Annotated in this window: 13 protein-coding genes; 2 read left to right on the top strand and 11 right to left on the bottom strand. The window is 62.4% G+C overall.

Going from position 1 to position 14,314, the window contains the following annotated elements; translation table 11 throughout:
• Positions 1-87 precede the first annotated feature (87 nt).
• From hydA to aptA, 3 genes are all read right to left on the bottom strand, one after another.
• Positions 88-1,539: a dihydropyrimidinase gene (gene hydA / locus AC1RTB_RS10560; protein ID WP_492881451.1), complete on the bottom strand. Its 1,452-nt coding sequence runs from the start codon at positions 1,537-1,539 to the stop codon at positions 88-90.
• A gap of 153 nt (positions 1,540-1,692) precedes the next feature.
• Entirely contained in the window at positions 1,693-2,943 is a 1,251-nt protein-coding gene (locus tag AC1RTB_RS10555) for a Zn-dependent hydrolase (RefSeq protein ID WP_492881452.1), read from the bottom strand.
• A 203-nt stretch (positions 2,944-3,146) separates the two neighbouring features.
• Positions 3,147-4,475, bottom strand: a complete 1,329-nt coding sequence (aptA, locus tag AC1RTB_RS10550) for an omega-aminotransferase AptA (RefSeq protein ID WP_492881453.1) — start codon at positions 4,473-4,475, stop codon at positions 3,147-3,149.
• A gap of 241 nt (positions 4,476-4,716) precedes the next feature.
• Here aptA and AC1RTB_RS10545 point away from each other — a divergent pair, with 241 nt between their 5' ends.
• Positions 4,717-5,349, top strand: a complete 633-nt coding sequence (locus AC1RTB_RS10545) for a TetR family transcriptional regulator C-terminal domain-containing protein (RefSeq protein ID WP_492881473.1) — start codon at positions 4,717-4,719, stop codon at positions 5,347-5,349.
• 17 nt (positions 5,350-5,366) lie between these two features.
• Here the strand turns inward: AC1RTB_RS10545 and AC1RTB_RS10540 are convergent, their stop codons facing one another.
• The 7 genes from AC1RTB_RS10540 to AC1RTB_RS10510 form a co-directional block, all read right to left on the bottom strand.
• Positions 5,367-5,738, bottom strand: a complete 372-nt coding sequence (locus AC1RTB_RS10540; protein WP_492881454.1) for a DoxX family protein — start codon at positions 5,736-5,738, stop codon at positions 5,367-5,369.
• Positions 5,739-5,801: 63 nt separating this feature from the next.
• Positions 5,802-6,260 (bottom strand): carboxymuconolactone decarboxylase family protein, encoded by a 459-nt coding sequence (locus AC1RTB_RS10535; RefSeq protein ID WP_492881455.1) that lies wholly within the window; start codon positions 6,258-6,260, stop codon positions 5,802-5,804.
• Positions 6,257-6,784, bottom strand: coding sequence for an RrF2 family transcriptional regulator (locus AC1RTB_RS10530; RefSeq protein ID WP_492881456.1), 528 nt, complete (start codon positions 6,782-6,784; stop codon positions 6,257-6,259). Before AC1RTB_RS10530 ends, AC1RTB_RS10535 begins: the two co-directional genes overlap by 4 nt.
• A gap of 111 nt (positions 6,785-6,895) precedes the next feature.
• On the bottom strand, positions 6,896-7,261 hold the full coding sequence (locus tag AC1RTB_RS10525; RefSeq protein ID WP_492881457.1) for a VOC family protein: 366 nt from the start codon (positions 7,259-7,261) through the stop codon (positions 6,896-6,898).
• A gap of 44 nt (positions 7,262-7,305) precedes the next feature.
• Positions 7,306-7,698 (bottom strand): nuclear transport factor 2 family protein, encoded by a 393-nt coding sequence (locus tag AC1RTB_RS10520; protein WP_492881458.1) that lies wholly within the window; start codon positions 7,696-7,698, stop codon positions 7,306-7,308.
• An 11-nt stretch (positions 7,699-7,709) separates the two neighbouring features.
• Entirely contained in the window at positions 7,710-9,023 is a 1,314-nt protein-coding gene (gene preA / locus AC1RTB_RS10515; RefSeq protein ID WP_492881459.1) for an NAD-dependent dihydropyrimidine dehydrogenase subunit PreA, read from the bottom strand.
• 11 nt (positions 9,024-9,034) lie between these two features.
• Positions 9,035-10,387: an NAD(P)-dependent oxidoreductase gene (locus AC1RTB_RS10510; RefSeq protein WP_492881460.1), complete on the bottom strand. Its 1,353-nt coding sequence runs from the start codon at positions 10,385-10,387 to the stop codon at positions 9,035-9,037.
• A gap of 268 nt (positions 10,388-10,655) precedes the next feature.
• Here AC1RTB_RS10510 and AC1RTB_RS10505 point away from each other — a divergent pair, with 268 nt between their 5' ends.
• A complete protein-coding gene (locus AC1RTB_RS10505) occupies positions 10,656-11,432 on the top strand; it encodes a VOC family protein (protein ID WP_492881461.1) in 777 nt (258 codons plus the stop codon).
• Between the two features lie 715 nt (positions 11,433-12,147).
• On the opposite strand, the gene AC1RTB_RS10500 is transcribed toward AC1RTB_RS10505, so the two are convergent.
• Positions 12,148-14,265, bottom strand: a complete 2,118-nt coding sequence (locus AC1RTB_RS10500; protein ID WP_492881462.1) for a dipeptide ABC transporter ATP-binding protein — start codon at positions 14,263-14,265, stop codon at positions 12,148-12,150.
• Between the last annotated feature and the right edge of the window lie 49 nt (positions 14,266-14,314).

Here is a 14,314-nt window from a genome sequence, read left to right as displayed (position 1 = left end):
CTCGGTACTTTTGGAAATCGCCCGCGTGAGTTCGCAGCGGCCGCAGGCATGTTTCGACGACCGCAATCGCTGGCCGCCGCAAGTTGCTCAGACCCCCGTCGCCGGGATGCCTGTTCGCTCGACCTTGCGCGGTGCTGTGATCTCTTTCCACTTCGACAGCGCGCGGTTGACCGGTGCGTGGGGCTCGCGCGCCACGAACTCGCCGTGGCCGGGCTGCGCCTTGACCTCGGCCTCCTGGATGGCAAGCTCGCCGCGCGTGAACACGAAGCGCGGCAGGCCGGTCACCTCGATGCCTTCGAAGACATTGTAGTCGATGACCGACTGCTGGGTCTTCGCCGCGATCGTCTTCTTGCGCTTGGGATCCCACACCACGATGTCGGCGTCAGCACCCTCAACGATCGCCCCTTTCTTGGGGTACATGTTGAGGATCTTGGCGATGTTGGTCGAGGTCACAGCGACGAACTCGTTCATCGTCAGGCGGCCGGTGTTGACGCCCTTGGTCCACAGCACAGGCATGCGATCTTCGAGACCGCCGGTGCCGTTGGGAATCTTGGTGAAGTCGCCGACGCCGTTGCGCTTCTGCTCGGTGGTGAACGAACAATGGTCGGTCGCCACCACCTGCAGCGAGCCCGCTTGCAGGCCCGCCCACAGCGAATCCTGATGCAGCTTATTGCGGAAAGGCGGGCTCATCACCCGGCGCGCCGCGTGGTCCCAGTCCTTGTTGAAATATTCGGTCTCGTCGAGCACAAGGTGCTGAATCAGCGGCTCGCCATAAACGCGCATGCCCTTCTGCCGGGCACGGCGGATCGCCTCATGCGCCTGCTCGCAAGAGGTATGCACGACATAAAGCGGGCTGCCCACCATGTCGGCGATCATGATGGCGCGGTTGGTCGCCTCGCCTTCGACTTCCGGCGGGCGCGAATAGGCATGTGCCTCAGGCCCGTTATTGCCGGCGGCAAGCAGCTTGGCCGACAGCTGGGCGACCACATCGCCGTTTTCGGCATGCACCAAGGGCAAGGCGCCAAGCTCGGCGCAGCGCTGGAACGACGAATACATCTCGTCGTCGTCCACCATCAGCGCGCCCTTGTAGGCCATGAAATGCTTGAACGAGGTGATGCCCTTGTCGACGACGGTCGCCATCTCGTTGAACACTTGCTCGCCCCACCAGGTGATGGCCATGTGGAACGAGTAATCGGAGCAGGCCTTGGTGGTCTTGTTGTCCCACATCTGCAGCGCTTCGAGCAGCGACTGGCCGGGTGCGGGCAGGCAGAAATCGACGACCATGGTCGTGCCGCCCGAAAGGGCCGCGCGCGTGCCGGTCTCGAAATCGTCGGCTGAGTAGGTGCCCATGAAGGGCATTTCGAGATGGGTGTGCGGATCGATGCCGCCCGGCATGATGTAGCAGCCAGTGGCGTCGAACTCGTGATCGGCATGCAGATTCTCGCCGATGGCAACGATCTTGCCATGCTGGATCAGCACGTCGGCCTTCCACGTCCGGTCGGCCGTGACGATGGTGCCGTTTCGGATGACTTTGGTCATTATGCTCAGTTCCCCAATTCTAGCCGCGCTTCTTTTTTGAGCGCTTTGGCCGTGTTTCAGATCATGTAAGGACCGCCCCGTGGTCGAACAGCGCAAAGCACCCCTCCCCAAGATGGGGAGAGGCGAGATGCGCAAGGGTATGAGCCCAAAAACTCACTCCACGATCCCTGCCGTTTCCAGGACCGCATGGAACAGCACGTCGCAGCCGGCGGCGGCCCATTCGGGATAGATTTCCTCGTCTTCATTGTGGCTGAGGCCGTCGACGCAGGGGCAAAACACCATTGCCGTTGGCGCCACGCGGTTGATCCAGCAGGCGTCGTGGCCGGCACCCGAGACGATGTCGCGATGGCTGTAGCCAAGCCGGTCGGCGGCGTCGCGCACGGCCTTGACGCAATCCGTGTCGAAGGCGACCGGGTCGAAATGGCCGACTTGCTCGATCTCGAAGGAGATGTCGAGTGCCTCGCAGATCGTCGCCACACCCTCGCGGATGCGCCCGTCCATGGCGTCGAGCACTTCCTTTTCGGGCGAGCGAATGTCGATGGTGAAGACGGTGCGCCCGGCAATGATGTTGCGCGAGTTCGGATAGACTTCCATGTGGCCAACGGCACCGACGGCGTCGGGCTGGTAGTCCATGGCGATCTCGTGCACCAACTCGGTCACCCGCGCCATGCCAAGCCCGGCGTTGCGGCGCTTGTACATCGGCGTTGAGCCGGTGTGCGCTTCCATGCCGGTCAACGTCACCTGCAGCCACTTCAGGCCCTGGCCATGGGTGACGACGCCGATTTCAATCTCTTCGTCTTCGAGGATCGGACCCTGCTCGATATGCAACTCGAAGAAGGCCTTCATCTTGCGTGCGCCGACCTTTTCGGTGCCCTTCCAGCCGATGCGTTCCAGCTCGTCGCCGAAGCGCTTGCCCTTGGCATCCTTGCGGTCGTAGGCCCAGTCCTGCTCGAGCACGCCGGCGAACACGCCGGACGCCAGCATGGCGGGCGCAAAGCGCGTGCCTTCCTCGTTGGTCCAGTTGGTGACGACGATCGGATGCCTGGTCTTGATGCCGAGATCGTTAAGCGAGCGGATGACCTCCAGGCCACCGAGCACGCCAAGCACGCCGTCGAACTTGCCACCAGTCGGCTGGGTGTCGAGATGGCTGCCGACATAAACTGGCAGCGCTTCTGGATCGGTGCCTTCGCGGCGGGCAAACATCGTGCCCATCTCGTCGATGCCCATGTCGAGCCCGGCAGCGTCGCACCATTTCTTGAAAAGCTTGCGGCCCTCACCGTCTTCATCGGTCAGGGTCTGGCGATTGTTGCCGCCGGCAATGCCGGGGCCAATCTTCGCCATTTCCATCAGCGAATCCCACAAACGCTCTGAATTGATTCGCAGATTCTCGCCTGGGGCGGCCATGTGGTAGTCCTCTCATTCCTTGTTATGCCCGGAAACGCCAGCGGTTCCCGACGCCGCATCTCCTTCGTTTGGCTTTCGCCGAAGAGCCCCGCGCAACATGGTGCGGGACTCCCTTGTTCGTTGGAGCGGAACCCGGAGAGCATGGAACGCGCTCCGGGATCAAGCTCTCAAGTGTCGCGCGCCCGCTTGAACGCGCGAGCAGTTCAGTCGATCATCCTCAGCACTTCGCGGACGTGATCAATCAACTCGTTGATCTGGCCCTTGGTGATGATCAGCGGCGGCGACAGCGCGATGATATCGCCGGTGGTCCTAATCAGCGCGCCGCGCTCGAACGCCTTCACAAAGGCCGAGAACGCGCGCTTGCTCGGGCTGCCGGCAATCGGCTGCAGCTCGATCGCGCCGATCAGGCCGATGTTGCGGATGTCGATGACATGCGGCTCGCCCTTGAGCGAATGCAGCGCATCCTCCCAATAAGACGCAAGCTCGGCACCCCGGGTCAGCAAGCCCTCTTCCTTGTAGGTGTCGAGCGTGGCCAGTGCCGCAGCCGACGCGATCGGATTGCCCGAATAGGTGTAGCCGTGGAAGAACTCGATCAGGTGTTCCGGCCCGGTCATGAAGGCGTCGTGAATTTCCTTCTTCACAAACACCGCGCCCATCGGGATGACGCCGTTGGAAACGCCCTTCGCGGCGGTGATGATATCAGGGACGACGCCGAAATAGTCTGACGCAAACGGCGTGCCGAGGCGGCCGAAACCGGTGATGACCTCGTCGAAGATCAACAGGATGCCGTGCTTGGTGCAGATCTCGCGCAGCTTCTGCAGATAACCCTTCGGCGGGATCAGCACGCCGGTCGAACCTGCGACCGGCTCGACGATGACGGCAGCGATCGTCGAGGCGTCATGCAGCGTGACGATGCGCTCCAGTTCGTCGGCAAGCTCCGCGCCATATTCCGGTTCGCCCTTGGTGAAGGCGTTCTTGGCCGGCAGATGCGTGTGCGGCATGTGGTCGACGCCGCCCAGAAGCGTGCCGAACATCTTGCGGTTGGTGACGATGCCGCCGACCGAGATGCCGCCGAAATTGACGCCGTGATAGCCACGCTCGCGACCGATGAGCCGGGTGCGTGCGCCCTCGCCCTTCACGCGCTGATAGGCGATTGCCATCTTGAGCGCGGTTTCGACCGATTCCGAACCGGAATTGGTGAAGAACACGTGGTCCATGCCCTTGGGCGCGATGTCGACGAGGCGGTTCGCCAGTTCGAAGACGATCGGGTGGCCCATCTGGAACGCCGGGGCGTAGTCGAGCTCGGCGGCCTGTTTCTGGATCGCCTCGGTGATCTTGGGCCGGCAGTGACCGGCATTGACGCACCACAGGCCCGCGGTGCCATCCAGAATCTTGCGGCCGTCGCTGGACGTGTAGTGCATGTCCTTGGCCGCAACCATCATGCGAGGCGCCTGCTTGAACTGCCTGTTCGAGGTGAACGGCATCCAGAATGCGCTGAGATCGTTGGGCGTAACTTTGAGCCTGTCCGACATGACCAAGCTTTTCCTTTCTTCCCCTGTTTCGGTACGGCCAACGCTTGGTCTTCGGTGCGTTTTTGTGTTACGCAATTTTTTTGACCGATTGGACAAACGTTAGCACCGCCGCTTCGGCGGTCAAGGGATTACTACCGGAAATGCGGCTTCACCGGCGCGCTCCACAGGTCGGCAAGAACTGGTCCAGCGGATTGGTCCAGAGAGCGCTGTCGTCCACCCTCCAATGTGGCACATCATGACCATGGAAGGTTCCGCGCCGCGCGCCCGCACCCGCATCCAGCTGGAGAAGCGCGAGGTCATCCTCGAAGCAGCGCTCGAGGTGTTTTCCACCAACGGCTTTCGCGGCTCGACAATCGACCAGATCGCAGAAGCGGCGGGCATGTCCAAGCCGAATTTGCTCTATTATTTCCGCCGCAAGGAAGACATCCACGAGACGCTGATGCACCGGCTGCTCGACACCTGGCTTGCTCCGTTGAAGGAACTCGACAATATCGGCGACCCGATGACCGAGCTCAGGAGCTACATCAGGCGCAAGCTCGAAATGGCCCGCGACTTTCCCAGGGAAAGCCGGCTTTTCGCCAACGAGATTTTGCAGGGCGCGCCGCGCATCATGTCGATGCTCGAAGGCGAACTGAAAACGCTTGTCGACGAAAAGGTAGAGGTCATTAAGGGTTGGATGCGCGCGGGCAAGGTCGCCAAGGCCGACCCCTGGCACCTGATCTTCGCGATCTGGGCGACGACCCAGCATTATGCCGATTTCGACGTCCAGGTCCGCGCCGTGCTTGGCTCGGACCGTGGCGGCGAAGGCCGCTTCGAGGATGCAGCGCGCTTCCTCGAACAGCTTTTTGTTGAAGGGCTTAGGCCGAAATCCTGAATCGGATTCTTCGCCGGTTACTGCCCTGCCGCGATCACCAGCAGGAAGCTGCCGGCCAGAGCAACATTGCTGACCACGCCATTGATGCGCGCCGCGCGATCCGGGCCACTGTGATCCCAGAAATTGTTGAACATGACGGTCGCTACGAGCAGGAACGCAATCAGGGTCGCTGCGGCAAATGCCGTCCAGGGGCCGACGATCAGCAGCAGCCCGGCCACGATCTGGAGCACGATACCAACCCACAGGAACAGCTTTGCCTGCGGCACGCCGCGCGTGGTCATCATGCCGGCGAGAAAGGTTGCGTTTGCGATGTTGCGCAGGCCAGCGAAAACAAAGGCCCCGCCAAGCAGCAGGCGGCCTACAAAGGCAAGCGTCGACATGTCGAACATAAAAATCTCCTTGGGCGATCGCCCTCCGGCGATGGCTGCAAAATGACTTTTCTCGATTATTGATCAGGCGGCCTTGGCTTCAGCAACCGGGTGAACGGCGTGGAATGTCACGCAAAGGCGGTTCCAGGTGTTGATCACACCGAGCACCACGGTGAGCTTGACAAGTTCTTCCCCGGAGAAGTGCTTTTGCGCCTCGGCGTAAAGGTCAGCCGGAACGCCGGCGTCGGCAATGTTGGTGACCGCTTCGGTCCAGGCAAAGGCCATGCGTTCCCGCTCGGTGAAAAGCGGCGATTCCTTCCACGCAGCGACGAGCCAGAGCCGCTGTTCGGTCTCGCCGTCCAGCTTGGCCTCGCGGCTATGCATGTCGACGCAATAGGAACAGCCGTTGATCTGCGACGCCCTGAGCTTGATCAGGTGCAGCAGGCTATGTTCGAGCCCGCATTCCTTGGCTGCGGTGTCGAGCGCGACCAGGTGTTTGGTCAGCTCAGGTGAAGCGGTGTAGAAATTGAGCCTGGGTTTCATGACATCTTCCTTTCGTTGATGGTCTTTGCCTTCTGCGGCCGCTGGTTGAGCGCCACGAAGGCGCAGCTGGCGGCGACGATGCGCTGGTCGGTGTTGGCGGTGAAATCGGCGACGATGTCGGACAGCCGCGTACCGGCAAGTGCCGTGCGATAGGCCCGCTCCGCCTTGAGCATGGCAACGTTGATGCCGCAGGGCTTCACATAGGCCGAGGCGTCGAGCGCGTAGCTGCCCTTTTGCCTGATCTCGCCGCAGCGAAACGCCGGTGCCCTGCCCTCGATGGCCAGCACGATGTCGAGCAGCGTGATTTGCTCGGGCAGCTTCGCCAGGCGGTAACCGCCATTCGGCCCCGGAACCGATTCCAGCACCTTGGCGGCAGTCAACGCCTTGAGATGCTTGAGCAGATAGCTCGGCGATAGCCCGAATGCCTCGGCCATCACAGTGCCCGGCATGGTGCCGTCGCCGTCGACGCCAGCCAGCATCGCCGCACAATGGATCGCTGCTTCTACGCCGTCACCAAGCTTCATGGTTGCCACCTCATAATCATGGACTCATCGTATCATGGATATTTTCTATCCACAATAGGCGCCACGAAAAACCTCGTTGGTGACGATGCCGATCTGGCGAGATTTCAGCGCTCAGCCCGCTGGCTGCCACAACTCGACGGGGTTGCCTTCGGGATCATGAATCCGGGCGAAACGACCGTTGGGATAGGTCTCGGGATCGACCTTCACCTCGATGCCGCCGGCGCGAAGCTGCGCCACAAGCGCGTCGAGATCGCCGACGCGGAAATTGATCATCCACTGCTGTTCGGGTCGGCCGAAATAGTCGGTATCATCGGGAAACGGCGCGAACACAGTCGCCCCGGCCTGCTGTTGCCAGGGGCTTTTGTCGTAGCTGTCGGGAACGAGGTCGACGCCGAGATGCGCGGCATACCATTGCGCAAGTCCTTGCGGATCGCGCGCACGAAAGAAAAAGCCACCGATGCCGAGTACCTTTTCCATTCTGCCATCATCCGCCCGGAAGAGGCCGAGATCAAGCAGCGGGATTATTCGGCTTGAGCTGCGTCTTGCTTGATCGCCGGCGTCGTATGACTGAGCACGCATTTCCAGCCGGTTCCGCTGCGGACGAAGACATCGGTCGTCCATTCGTCCGCTGCGAAAGCTTGCCCTCGGAAATGGCCGCTGTTGACCACGCGCGCGGTGTGGACGGCTGTCGCGCCATAAATTTCGACGCGTGGTTCACCAACGGTTTGCATCAGGTCGTGGGTCAGATCGCCCGAGGCGACCATGGCGAGAAAGTCCGCCTTTCCAGTCGCGCCATCAGGGCCGACGATCACCCAATCATCGGTCATGAAGCTGCCAATGGCGGTGGCGTCGTTGGAAACGATCGCCGCCGCCCAGGCAAGAGCGAGTTCGATGACCTCGCTCTTGTCATCCATGGCTTGCTCTCCTACTCCGCCGCCACCTTGGCCATCGGGTTGTTGGGATGCGTCGTCCAGTTGGCATAGTTGGGCGAAACCGGCTTGCCGGTACGCTTGTCCATGGCGCCAACAGCCAGCGGCACCATGGTGATGCAGTTTTCGACCGGGCAGACGTTGACGCAGAGATTGCAGCCGACGCACTCTTCGTCGATCACCTCGAAGTGCCTGACACCGTCAACCATGCTGGTGATCGCCTGGTGCGAGGTGTCCTCGCAGGCGATGTGGCAACGGCCGCACTTGATGCAGGCATCCTGGTCGATATGCGCCTTGGCGACATAGTTGAGGTTGAGATACTGCCAGTCGGTGACATTGGGCGTGGCGCGGCCGACGATGTCGTCGAGCGAGCGATGCCCCTTCTCGTCCATCCAGTTTTCAAGACCGGCGATCATCTCCTGCACGATCTTGAAGCCGTAGGTCATCGCCGCGGTGCAGACCTGCACGTTGCCAGCACCAAGCGCCATGAACTCCGCCGCATCGCGCCAGGTGGTGATGCCGCCAATGCCCGAAATCGGCAGGCCCGCCGTCTCAGGATCACGCGCGATCTCGGCCACCATGTTCATGGCAATCGGCTTGACCGCCGGGCCGCAATAGCCGCCGTGGCTACCCTTGCCGTCGATTGTCGGCTGCGGCGCGAAGCTGTCGAGATCGACACCGGTGATCGAATTGATGGTGTTGATCAGCGATACGGCGTCGGTGCCGCCGGCAAGGGCGGCCCGCGCGGGCTTGCGCACGTCGGTGATGTTGGGCGTCAGCTTGGTGATGACGGGCATGCGGGTGTTTTGCTTGCACCAGCGCACCACCATTTCGATGTATTCGGGCACCTGGCCGACCGCCGCCCCCATGCCGCGTTCCGACATGCCGTGCGGGCAGCCGAAATTGAGCTCGATGCCGTCGGCACCGGTCTCTTCAACCACCGGCAGGATCGCCTTCCAGGCGTGCTCCTCGCACGGCACCATCAGCGACACCACCATGGCGCGGTCGGGCCACTCCATCTTGACCTGCTTGATCTCGCGCAGGTTGGTCTGCAGGTCGCGGTCGGTGATCAGCTCGATGTTGTTGAGGCCGAGCAGGCGCCGGTCGGCACCCCAGATCGCACCGTAGCGCGGGCCATTGACGTTGACGACGGGCGGGCCTTCCTCGCCGAGCGTCTTCCAGACCACGCCACCCCAACCGGCCTTGAAGGCGCGGACGACGTTGTAGGCCTTGTCGGTCGGTGGCGCCGAGGCCAGCCAGAACGGGTTGGGCGACTTGATGCCGACGAAGTTGTTGCGGATATCTGCCATCTTAGCCTCCCTCAGCCCATCAGGGCGCGGTTGATGGATTCAGCCGCGTCGCGCCCTTGCGCCACAGCCGAGACGGTCAGGTCGTCACCTCCAGCGATGCAGTCGCCGCCGGCCCAGACGTTTTTAAGCGACGTGCGCCCTTCCCCGTCGACCTTGATGCGGCCGCCTTCCATGGCGATCGAAGCGCCACTGCCGTTGAGTGCTGCCGGCTCGAAACTCTGGCCGATCGCCTTGAACACCTGATCGGCGGCGAGCCGCACGATCTCGCCGGTGCCCGAGAGCTTGTCGCCCTTCATGGCGGTGTATTCGAGTTCGATGGCGACCACCTTGCCGCCTTCCGATACGACCTGCGTCGGCTGCAGCCAGTGGCGGATGACGACGCCGTTGGCAGCTGCGAGATCCTGCTCGAAGCCGGAAGCGTTCATGTGCTCCTGGCCACGGCGGTAGCAGATGGTCACTTCCTCGGCGCCGAGCAGCTTGGATTGCACGGCAGCATCGACAGCCGTCATGCCGCCGCCGATGACGACGACGCGACGACCAACCGGCAGGCCGGCGAGATCGCTCGACTGGCGCAGCACGGAGATGAAGTCGACCGCGTTGGAGACACCGCTAGCGTCCTCGCCTTCGGCGCGCAGCGCGTTGACGCCGGCGAGACCGAGCCCGAGGAACACGGCGTCGTAAGAGGCGGTGAGATCAGCCAGATGATAGTCGCGGCCAAGCGCCTTGTCGTTTTCGGTCGTGATGCCGCCGATTGCGGTGACGTAGTCGACTTCGGCCTGGGCGAAATCATCGGTGCTCTTGTAGGCGGCGATGCCGTATTCGTTGAGGCCGCCGGCCTTCGGCCGTGCTTCGAGGATTGTCACCTCATGGCCGTAACGGGCGAGCCGGTGCGCCGCGGCGAGACCTGCGGGGCCTGCGCCGACGACGGCGATCTTCTTGCCGGTCGGGGCGGCGCGGCTGTAGAACTGCTTGCCCTCAGCCATCGCCACATCGGTGGCGTAGCGCTGCAGGCGGCCGATCTGCACCGGCTTTCCCTCAGCGATCTCGCGGACGCAAACCTCTTCGCACAAGGTCTCGGTCGGGCAGACGCGGGCGCACATGCCGCCGAGGATGTTCTGGTCGAAGATGGTCTTGGCCGACCCGAGCGGATTGCCGGTCGAGATCTGGCGGATGAACATCGGGATGTCGATCGATGTCGGACACGCCGTCATGCATGGCGCATCGTAGCAAAAGTAGCAGCGATCGGACTCGACCAGCGCCTCGTGATGGTCGAGAGGCGGGTGCAAGTCGGAGAAATTCTCGGCGTATTGAGCGGACTCAAGGCGGCCGCCGACGATGCCTTCCTTGAAAAGACCTTCTGCCATTCCAGTTCCCCAGTTTATTCTAATTTTGAGGAAGCGTAGCACGTTCCAATTTTTTATCAATTGGTCAATTTTCAAGCTAAGCGCTTGAAAAGCCTCAAAAATAATATGAATTTTATTGTCATGTTTTGCTCGAAAAATACCTGCCTCGCCAAGGAAATTTTTGCTCCCTGTCGGAAATCCGCCCGGGTCCGCGTCCTATGATAGTTCTGCCGCACCACGGCGATCCATGCGCCAAGGAAAGACGGCAGGTAACGTAAGGGAGCCAGACATGCCCCATACCCCGCAATCCTTCTTCTGGTACGAACTGATGACGACCGACCTCGACGCCGCCGAGGCCTTCTACACCGCTGTCGTGGGCTGGCGGACCGAGCCGTTCGACAAGGCGCCTAACATGCCGCGCTACATCGTGGTCAATGCCGGCGATCGCGGCGTCGGCGGCCTGATGAACCTGCCGGAAGAGGCCAAAAAGATGGGAATGCCGCCCGCCTGGATCGGCTACATCGACACCAAGGACATAGACGCTTCAGTGGCGTCGCTGACAAAGGCCGGCGGCTCCGTTGTCAGGGCACCGGACGATATCCCTGAAGTCGGGCGGTTCGCCGTCGTCACCGATCCGCAGGGCGCGGTGTTCATGTTTCTGCAGCCCAACGGTCCCGACCAGCCGGCGATGCCCCTGGATACGTTGGGACATGTCGGCTGGCATGAGCTCTATACGACCGACTGGAAAAAGGCCCTCGAGTTCTATTCGGGCCAGTTCGGCTGGGGCAAGGACGACCAGTTCGACATGGGTGAGATGGGCAACTACCAGATGTTCAACGCAGGCAAGGGCATGATCGGCGGCATGATGAACAAGCCCGAGCAGATCCCGATGTCGGTTTGGCAGTTCTACTTCAACGTGGCGGCGATCGACGCAGCGGTCCAGCGCGTGACCGATCACGGCGGCAAGGTGCTGATGGGGCCAATGGAGGTGCCCGGCGGCCAGTGGATCGTGCAATGCCAGGACCCGCAGGGTGCCCATTTCGCCTTGCTGGCACCAGTGAGGTAATCCGGTCGATTGCCAAGCCTGTTCACCGCCACGCCCCGTTTCCGGTCTGGCTATTGTCAAAGAACACTCCCGGTTTGGGGAGGTAGTTCGGGAAGCGGGGCGCGAGGCCGTGCCGTCCGATAGTTAGTATGTGGCGCGACGTTCGCGCTCCGCCCGGTGTTCTTGCCCCGCTCAGTCGCCTCAACGCTTTCGCGCCGCCAGCCGCCGCAAGGCCCGGGCTTGGGGGCTCATCACCCAGCAGGAGAACCGACCCCCTGCCAGCCCGGCACCGACGCTTCCCCCCGATGCCCGGTGCGCACCGGGGTCCCGTGGAAGAACGCGAGGAGAATGATACGGGAGGTGGAGAGGGCGTGGAGAAACGGAGGCGGCTATCCACGCGGGTTGCTGACAAGGGGTGACAGCTGAAGGTGCTTTATGAAGCAAATCTTCAACGTCGAGTTCCTTCGCACCCCCCTCTGGCCTGCCGGCCATCTCCCCCACAAGGAGGGAGATCAGGCCTTCATCGGTGTCCCGGCCAATCATCAACGTTGCAAAGCCGATCCTTGCGAATTCGCAGGATGAGAGCCGCCGGCGACGTGACTAATCTCCCTCCTTGTGGGGGAGATGGCCGGCAGGCCAGAGGGGGGTGCGAAGGAGCCCAAAGCTTCAGAAGCCAGCAGCCGCGCGCCCAAAAGAAAACCCAGAAGCGCAGAAAACCTCTCCACGCCCTGTCCGCTTACGCCTCCGGCGAAATGTCGCGTGCACCCTTGCCCATGCTGATGACCGGCTCCATGGCATCGAAGGCGCTCGGCGGCAAGTGGCACTTGATCTGGTGGCCGCCGCCCATGTCGCGCACCGGCGGCACCTGGGTCTCGCACAGATTGCCCGGCACCTGGGACTTGTAGCGGCACCGCGTCTGGAACGGGCAGCCAGACGGCGGGTTCATCGCCGAGGGAATGTCGCCGTCGAGCACGATGTGCTTCTTGACCACTGAGGTGTCGGCAATCGGGATCGCCGACAAAAGGGCCTCGGTATAGGGGTGGTAGGGCGGCGAGAAGATCTGGTCGGTGGTGCCCTGCTCGACGACATGGCCGAGATACATGACCACCACGCGGTCGGCGATGTAGCGCACCACCGATAGATCGTGGCTGATGAACAGCATCGTCGTCTTCGACTTGCGCTGGATGTCCATCAACAGTTCGGTGACCGCCGCCTGGACGGAGACGTCGAGTGCCGAGACAGGTTCGTCGGCCACCACAACCCTGGCCTGGCCGGCGAAGGCGCGGGCAACGCCGATGCGCTGCTTTTGCCCGCCCGAGAGCTGGCGCGGCATGCGTTCGGCGAAAGCGCGTGGCAGTTTGACGAGGTCGAGCAGTTCCAGCATGCGCTGCTTACGATCGGCGGCCGTCTTCCCGATATTGAACTTTTCCAGCGTGCGGATGATCTGCGATCCCACCGAATGGCTCGGGTTGAGCGTGTCGAACGGGTTCTGGAACACCATCTGGATCGCCGACACGGTTGCCACGTCGCGGTCCTCGATGCCGGTCGACTGGATTTCCTTGTTGCCGAGCAGAACCTTGCCCGAGCTTGCCGTCTCCAGCCCGAGCAGAACCTTGGCCAGCGTCGACTTTCCGCAGCCGGATTCACCGACGATGGCGACAGTCTCGGACTCGCGCGCCTCGAAGCTGATCGTCTCATTGGCCTTGACGACCCTGCCCTCACCGCCGCCGAACACTTCGTTGCCGCCAACGCGGTAATATTTCCTGAGCTCCTCGACCCTGAGCACCGGCGCACCCGGTTCAACCTTCTCGTGCTTTTTGCCCGCGCCTGGCGGAAGTGCTGCCCAGTCGATCTCGTTGAAGCGCACGCAGCGGCTGAAATGGCCGTCATGACCAGTGACCGGGATCATCGGGATTTCGTCGGCGTTGCACAGGCCTTCGACGAAGTGGTGGCAGCGCGGGCCGAAATTGCAGCCCTTGGGGCGCTGGTGCGGCAACGGCAGCTGGCCGGGGATGGCGACCAGCGGACGCGAATTCTTGTCGGCACCGGGCAGCGGAATCGAGCGGAACAGCCCTTGCGTGTAGGGATGGCGCATGCGGTCGAAGACATCCTTGATCGAACCGGTCTCGACCGCCTCGCCCGAATACATCACCGTGATGCGGTCGCAAGTCTCAAGGATCAGGCCGAGATTGTGCGACACGAAGATCATCGACGTGCCGAACTGCTTGCCGAGCCCCTTGACCAGCTGGACGATGCCGGCCTCGACGGTGACGTCGAGCGCGGTCGTCGGCTCGTCGAGCAGCAGCAGCGCGGGCTTGGACAACAGCGCCATGGCGATGACGATGCGCTGCTGCTGGCCGCCGGAGAGCTGGTGCGGGAACGAGCGCATCATGCGCTCGGGGTCGGGCAGCTTGACGGCATGGACCATGTCGAGCGCGCGTTTGTAGGCCTCGTCCTTCGACACCTTGTCGTGGATGACAGGCACTTCCATCAGCTGCTGGCCGACCTTCATCGCCGGGTTGAGGCTGGCCATCGGCTCCTGGTAGATCATGGCGATCTTGTTGCCGCGGATGGAGCGCAGCTCTTCCTCGGACAACTCGCCCATGTCCTTGCCCTGGAACTTGATGCGGCCGCCGACGATCTTTCCGATGTTGGAGAGGTCGCGCATGATGCCGAGCGAAACTGTCGACTTGCCGCAGCCGCTTTCGCCGACAATGCCCATCGCCTCGCCGGGCATGACGGTGCAGGAAAAGTCCATCACCGCAGGGATTTCGCCGCGCCGGGTGAAAAACGAGATGGAGAGGTTCTCGATCTCGAGGATGGGCTGGGTTGGATTGGTGACGACCTCGTTCATTGCGGTCTCCTTTCCAGGTAGCGCTCCGTCCCACCCCCCTCTGTCCTGC

Source organism: Aminobacter sp. GW821-FHT11F06 (genome assembly GCF_058808215.1).
The sequence above is the reverse complement of the archived record's forward strand: the minus strand, read 5'-3'. Positions and strand labels throughout refer to the sequence as shown.

What these genes read in the sequence shown, in the direction of transcription:
- hydA (WP_492881451.1), bottom strand. Translation starts at nt 1,539, where the DNA reads ATGACCAAAGTCATCCGAAACGGCACCATCGTCACGGCCGACCGGACG.
- AC1RTB_RS10555 (WP_492881452.1), bottom strand. Translation starts at nt 2,943, where the DNA reads ATGGCCGCCCCAGGCGAGAATCTGCGAATCAATTCAGAGCGTTTGTGG.
- aptA (WP_492881453.1), bottom strand. Translation starts at nt 4,475, where the DNA reads ATGTCGGACAGGCTCAAAGTTACGCCCAACGATCTCAGCGCATTCTGG.
- AC1RTB_RS10545 (WP_492881473.1), top strand. Translation starts at nt 4,717, where the DNA reads ATGGAAGGTTCCGCGCCGCGCGCCCGCACCCGCATCCAGCTGGAGAAG.
- AC1RTB_RS10540 (WP_492881454.1), bottom strand. Translation starts at nt 5,738, where the DNA reads ATGTTCGACATGTCGACGCTTGCCTTTGTAGGCCGCCTGCTGCTTGGC.
- AC1RTB_RS10535 (WP_492881455.1), bottom strand. Translation starts at nt 6,260, where the DNA reads ATGAAACCCAGGCTCAATTTCTACACCGCTTCACCTGAGCTGACCAAA.
- AC1RTB_RS10530 (WP_492881456.1), bottom strand. Translation starts at nt 6,784, where the DNA reads ATGAAGCTTGGTGACGGCGTAGAAGCAGCGATCCATTGTGCGGCGATG.
- AC1RTB_RS10525 (WP_492881457.1), bottom strand. Translation starts at nt 7,261, where the DNA reads ATGGAAAAGGTACTCGGCATCGGTGGCTTTTTCTTTCGTGCGCGCGAT.
- AC1RTB_RS10520 (WP_492881458.1), bottom strand. Translation starts at nt 7,698, where the DNA reads ATGGATGACAAGAGCGAGGTCATCGAACTCGCTCTTGCCTGGGCGGCG.
- preA (WP_492881459.1), bottom strand. Translation starts at nt 9,023, where the DNA reads ATGGCAGATATCCGCAACAACTTCGTCGGCATCAAGTCGCCCAACCCG.
- AC1RTB_RS10510 (WP_492881460.1), bottom strand. Translation starts at nt 10,387, where the DNA reads ATGGCAGAAGGTCTTTTCAAGGAAGGCATCGTCGGCGGCCGCCTTGAG.
- AC1RTB_RS10505 (WP_492881461.1), top strand. Translation starts at nt 10,656, where the DNA reads ATGCCCCATACCCCGCAATCCTTCTTCTGGTACGAACTGATGACGACC.
- AC1RTB_RS10500 (WP_492881462.1), bottom strand. Translation starts at nt 14,265, where the DNA reads ATGAACGAGGTCGTCACCAATCCAACCCAGCCCATCCTCGAGATCGAG.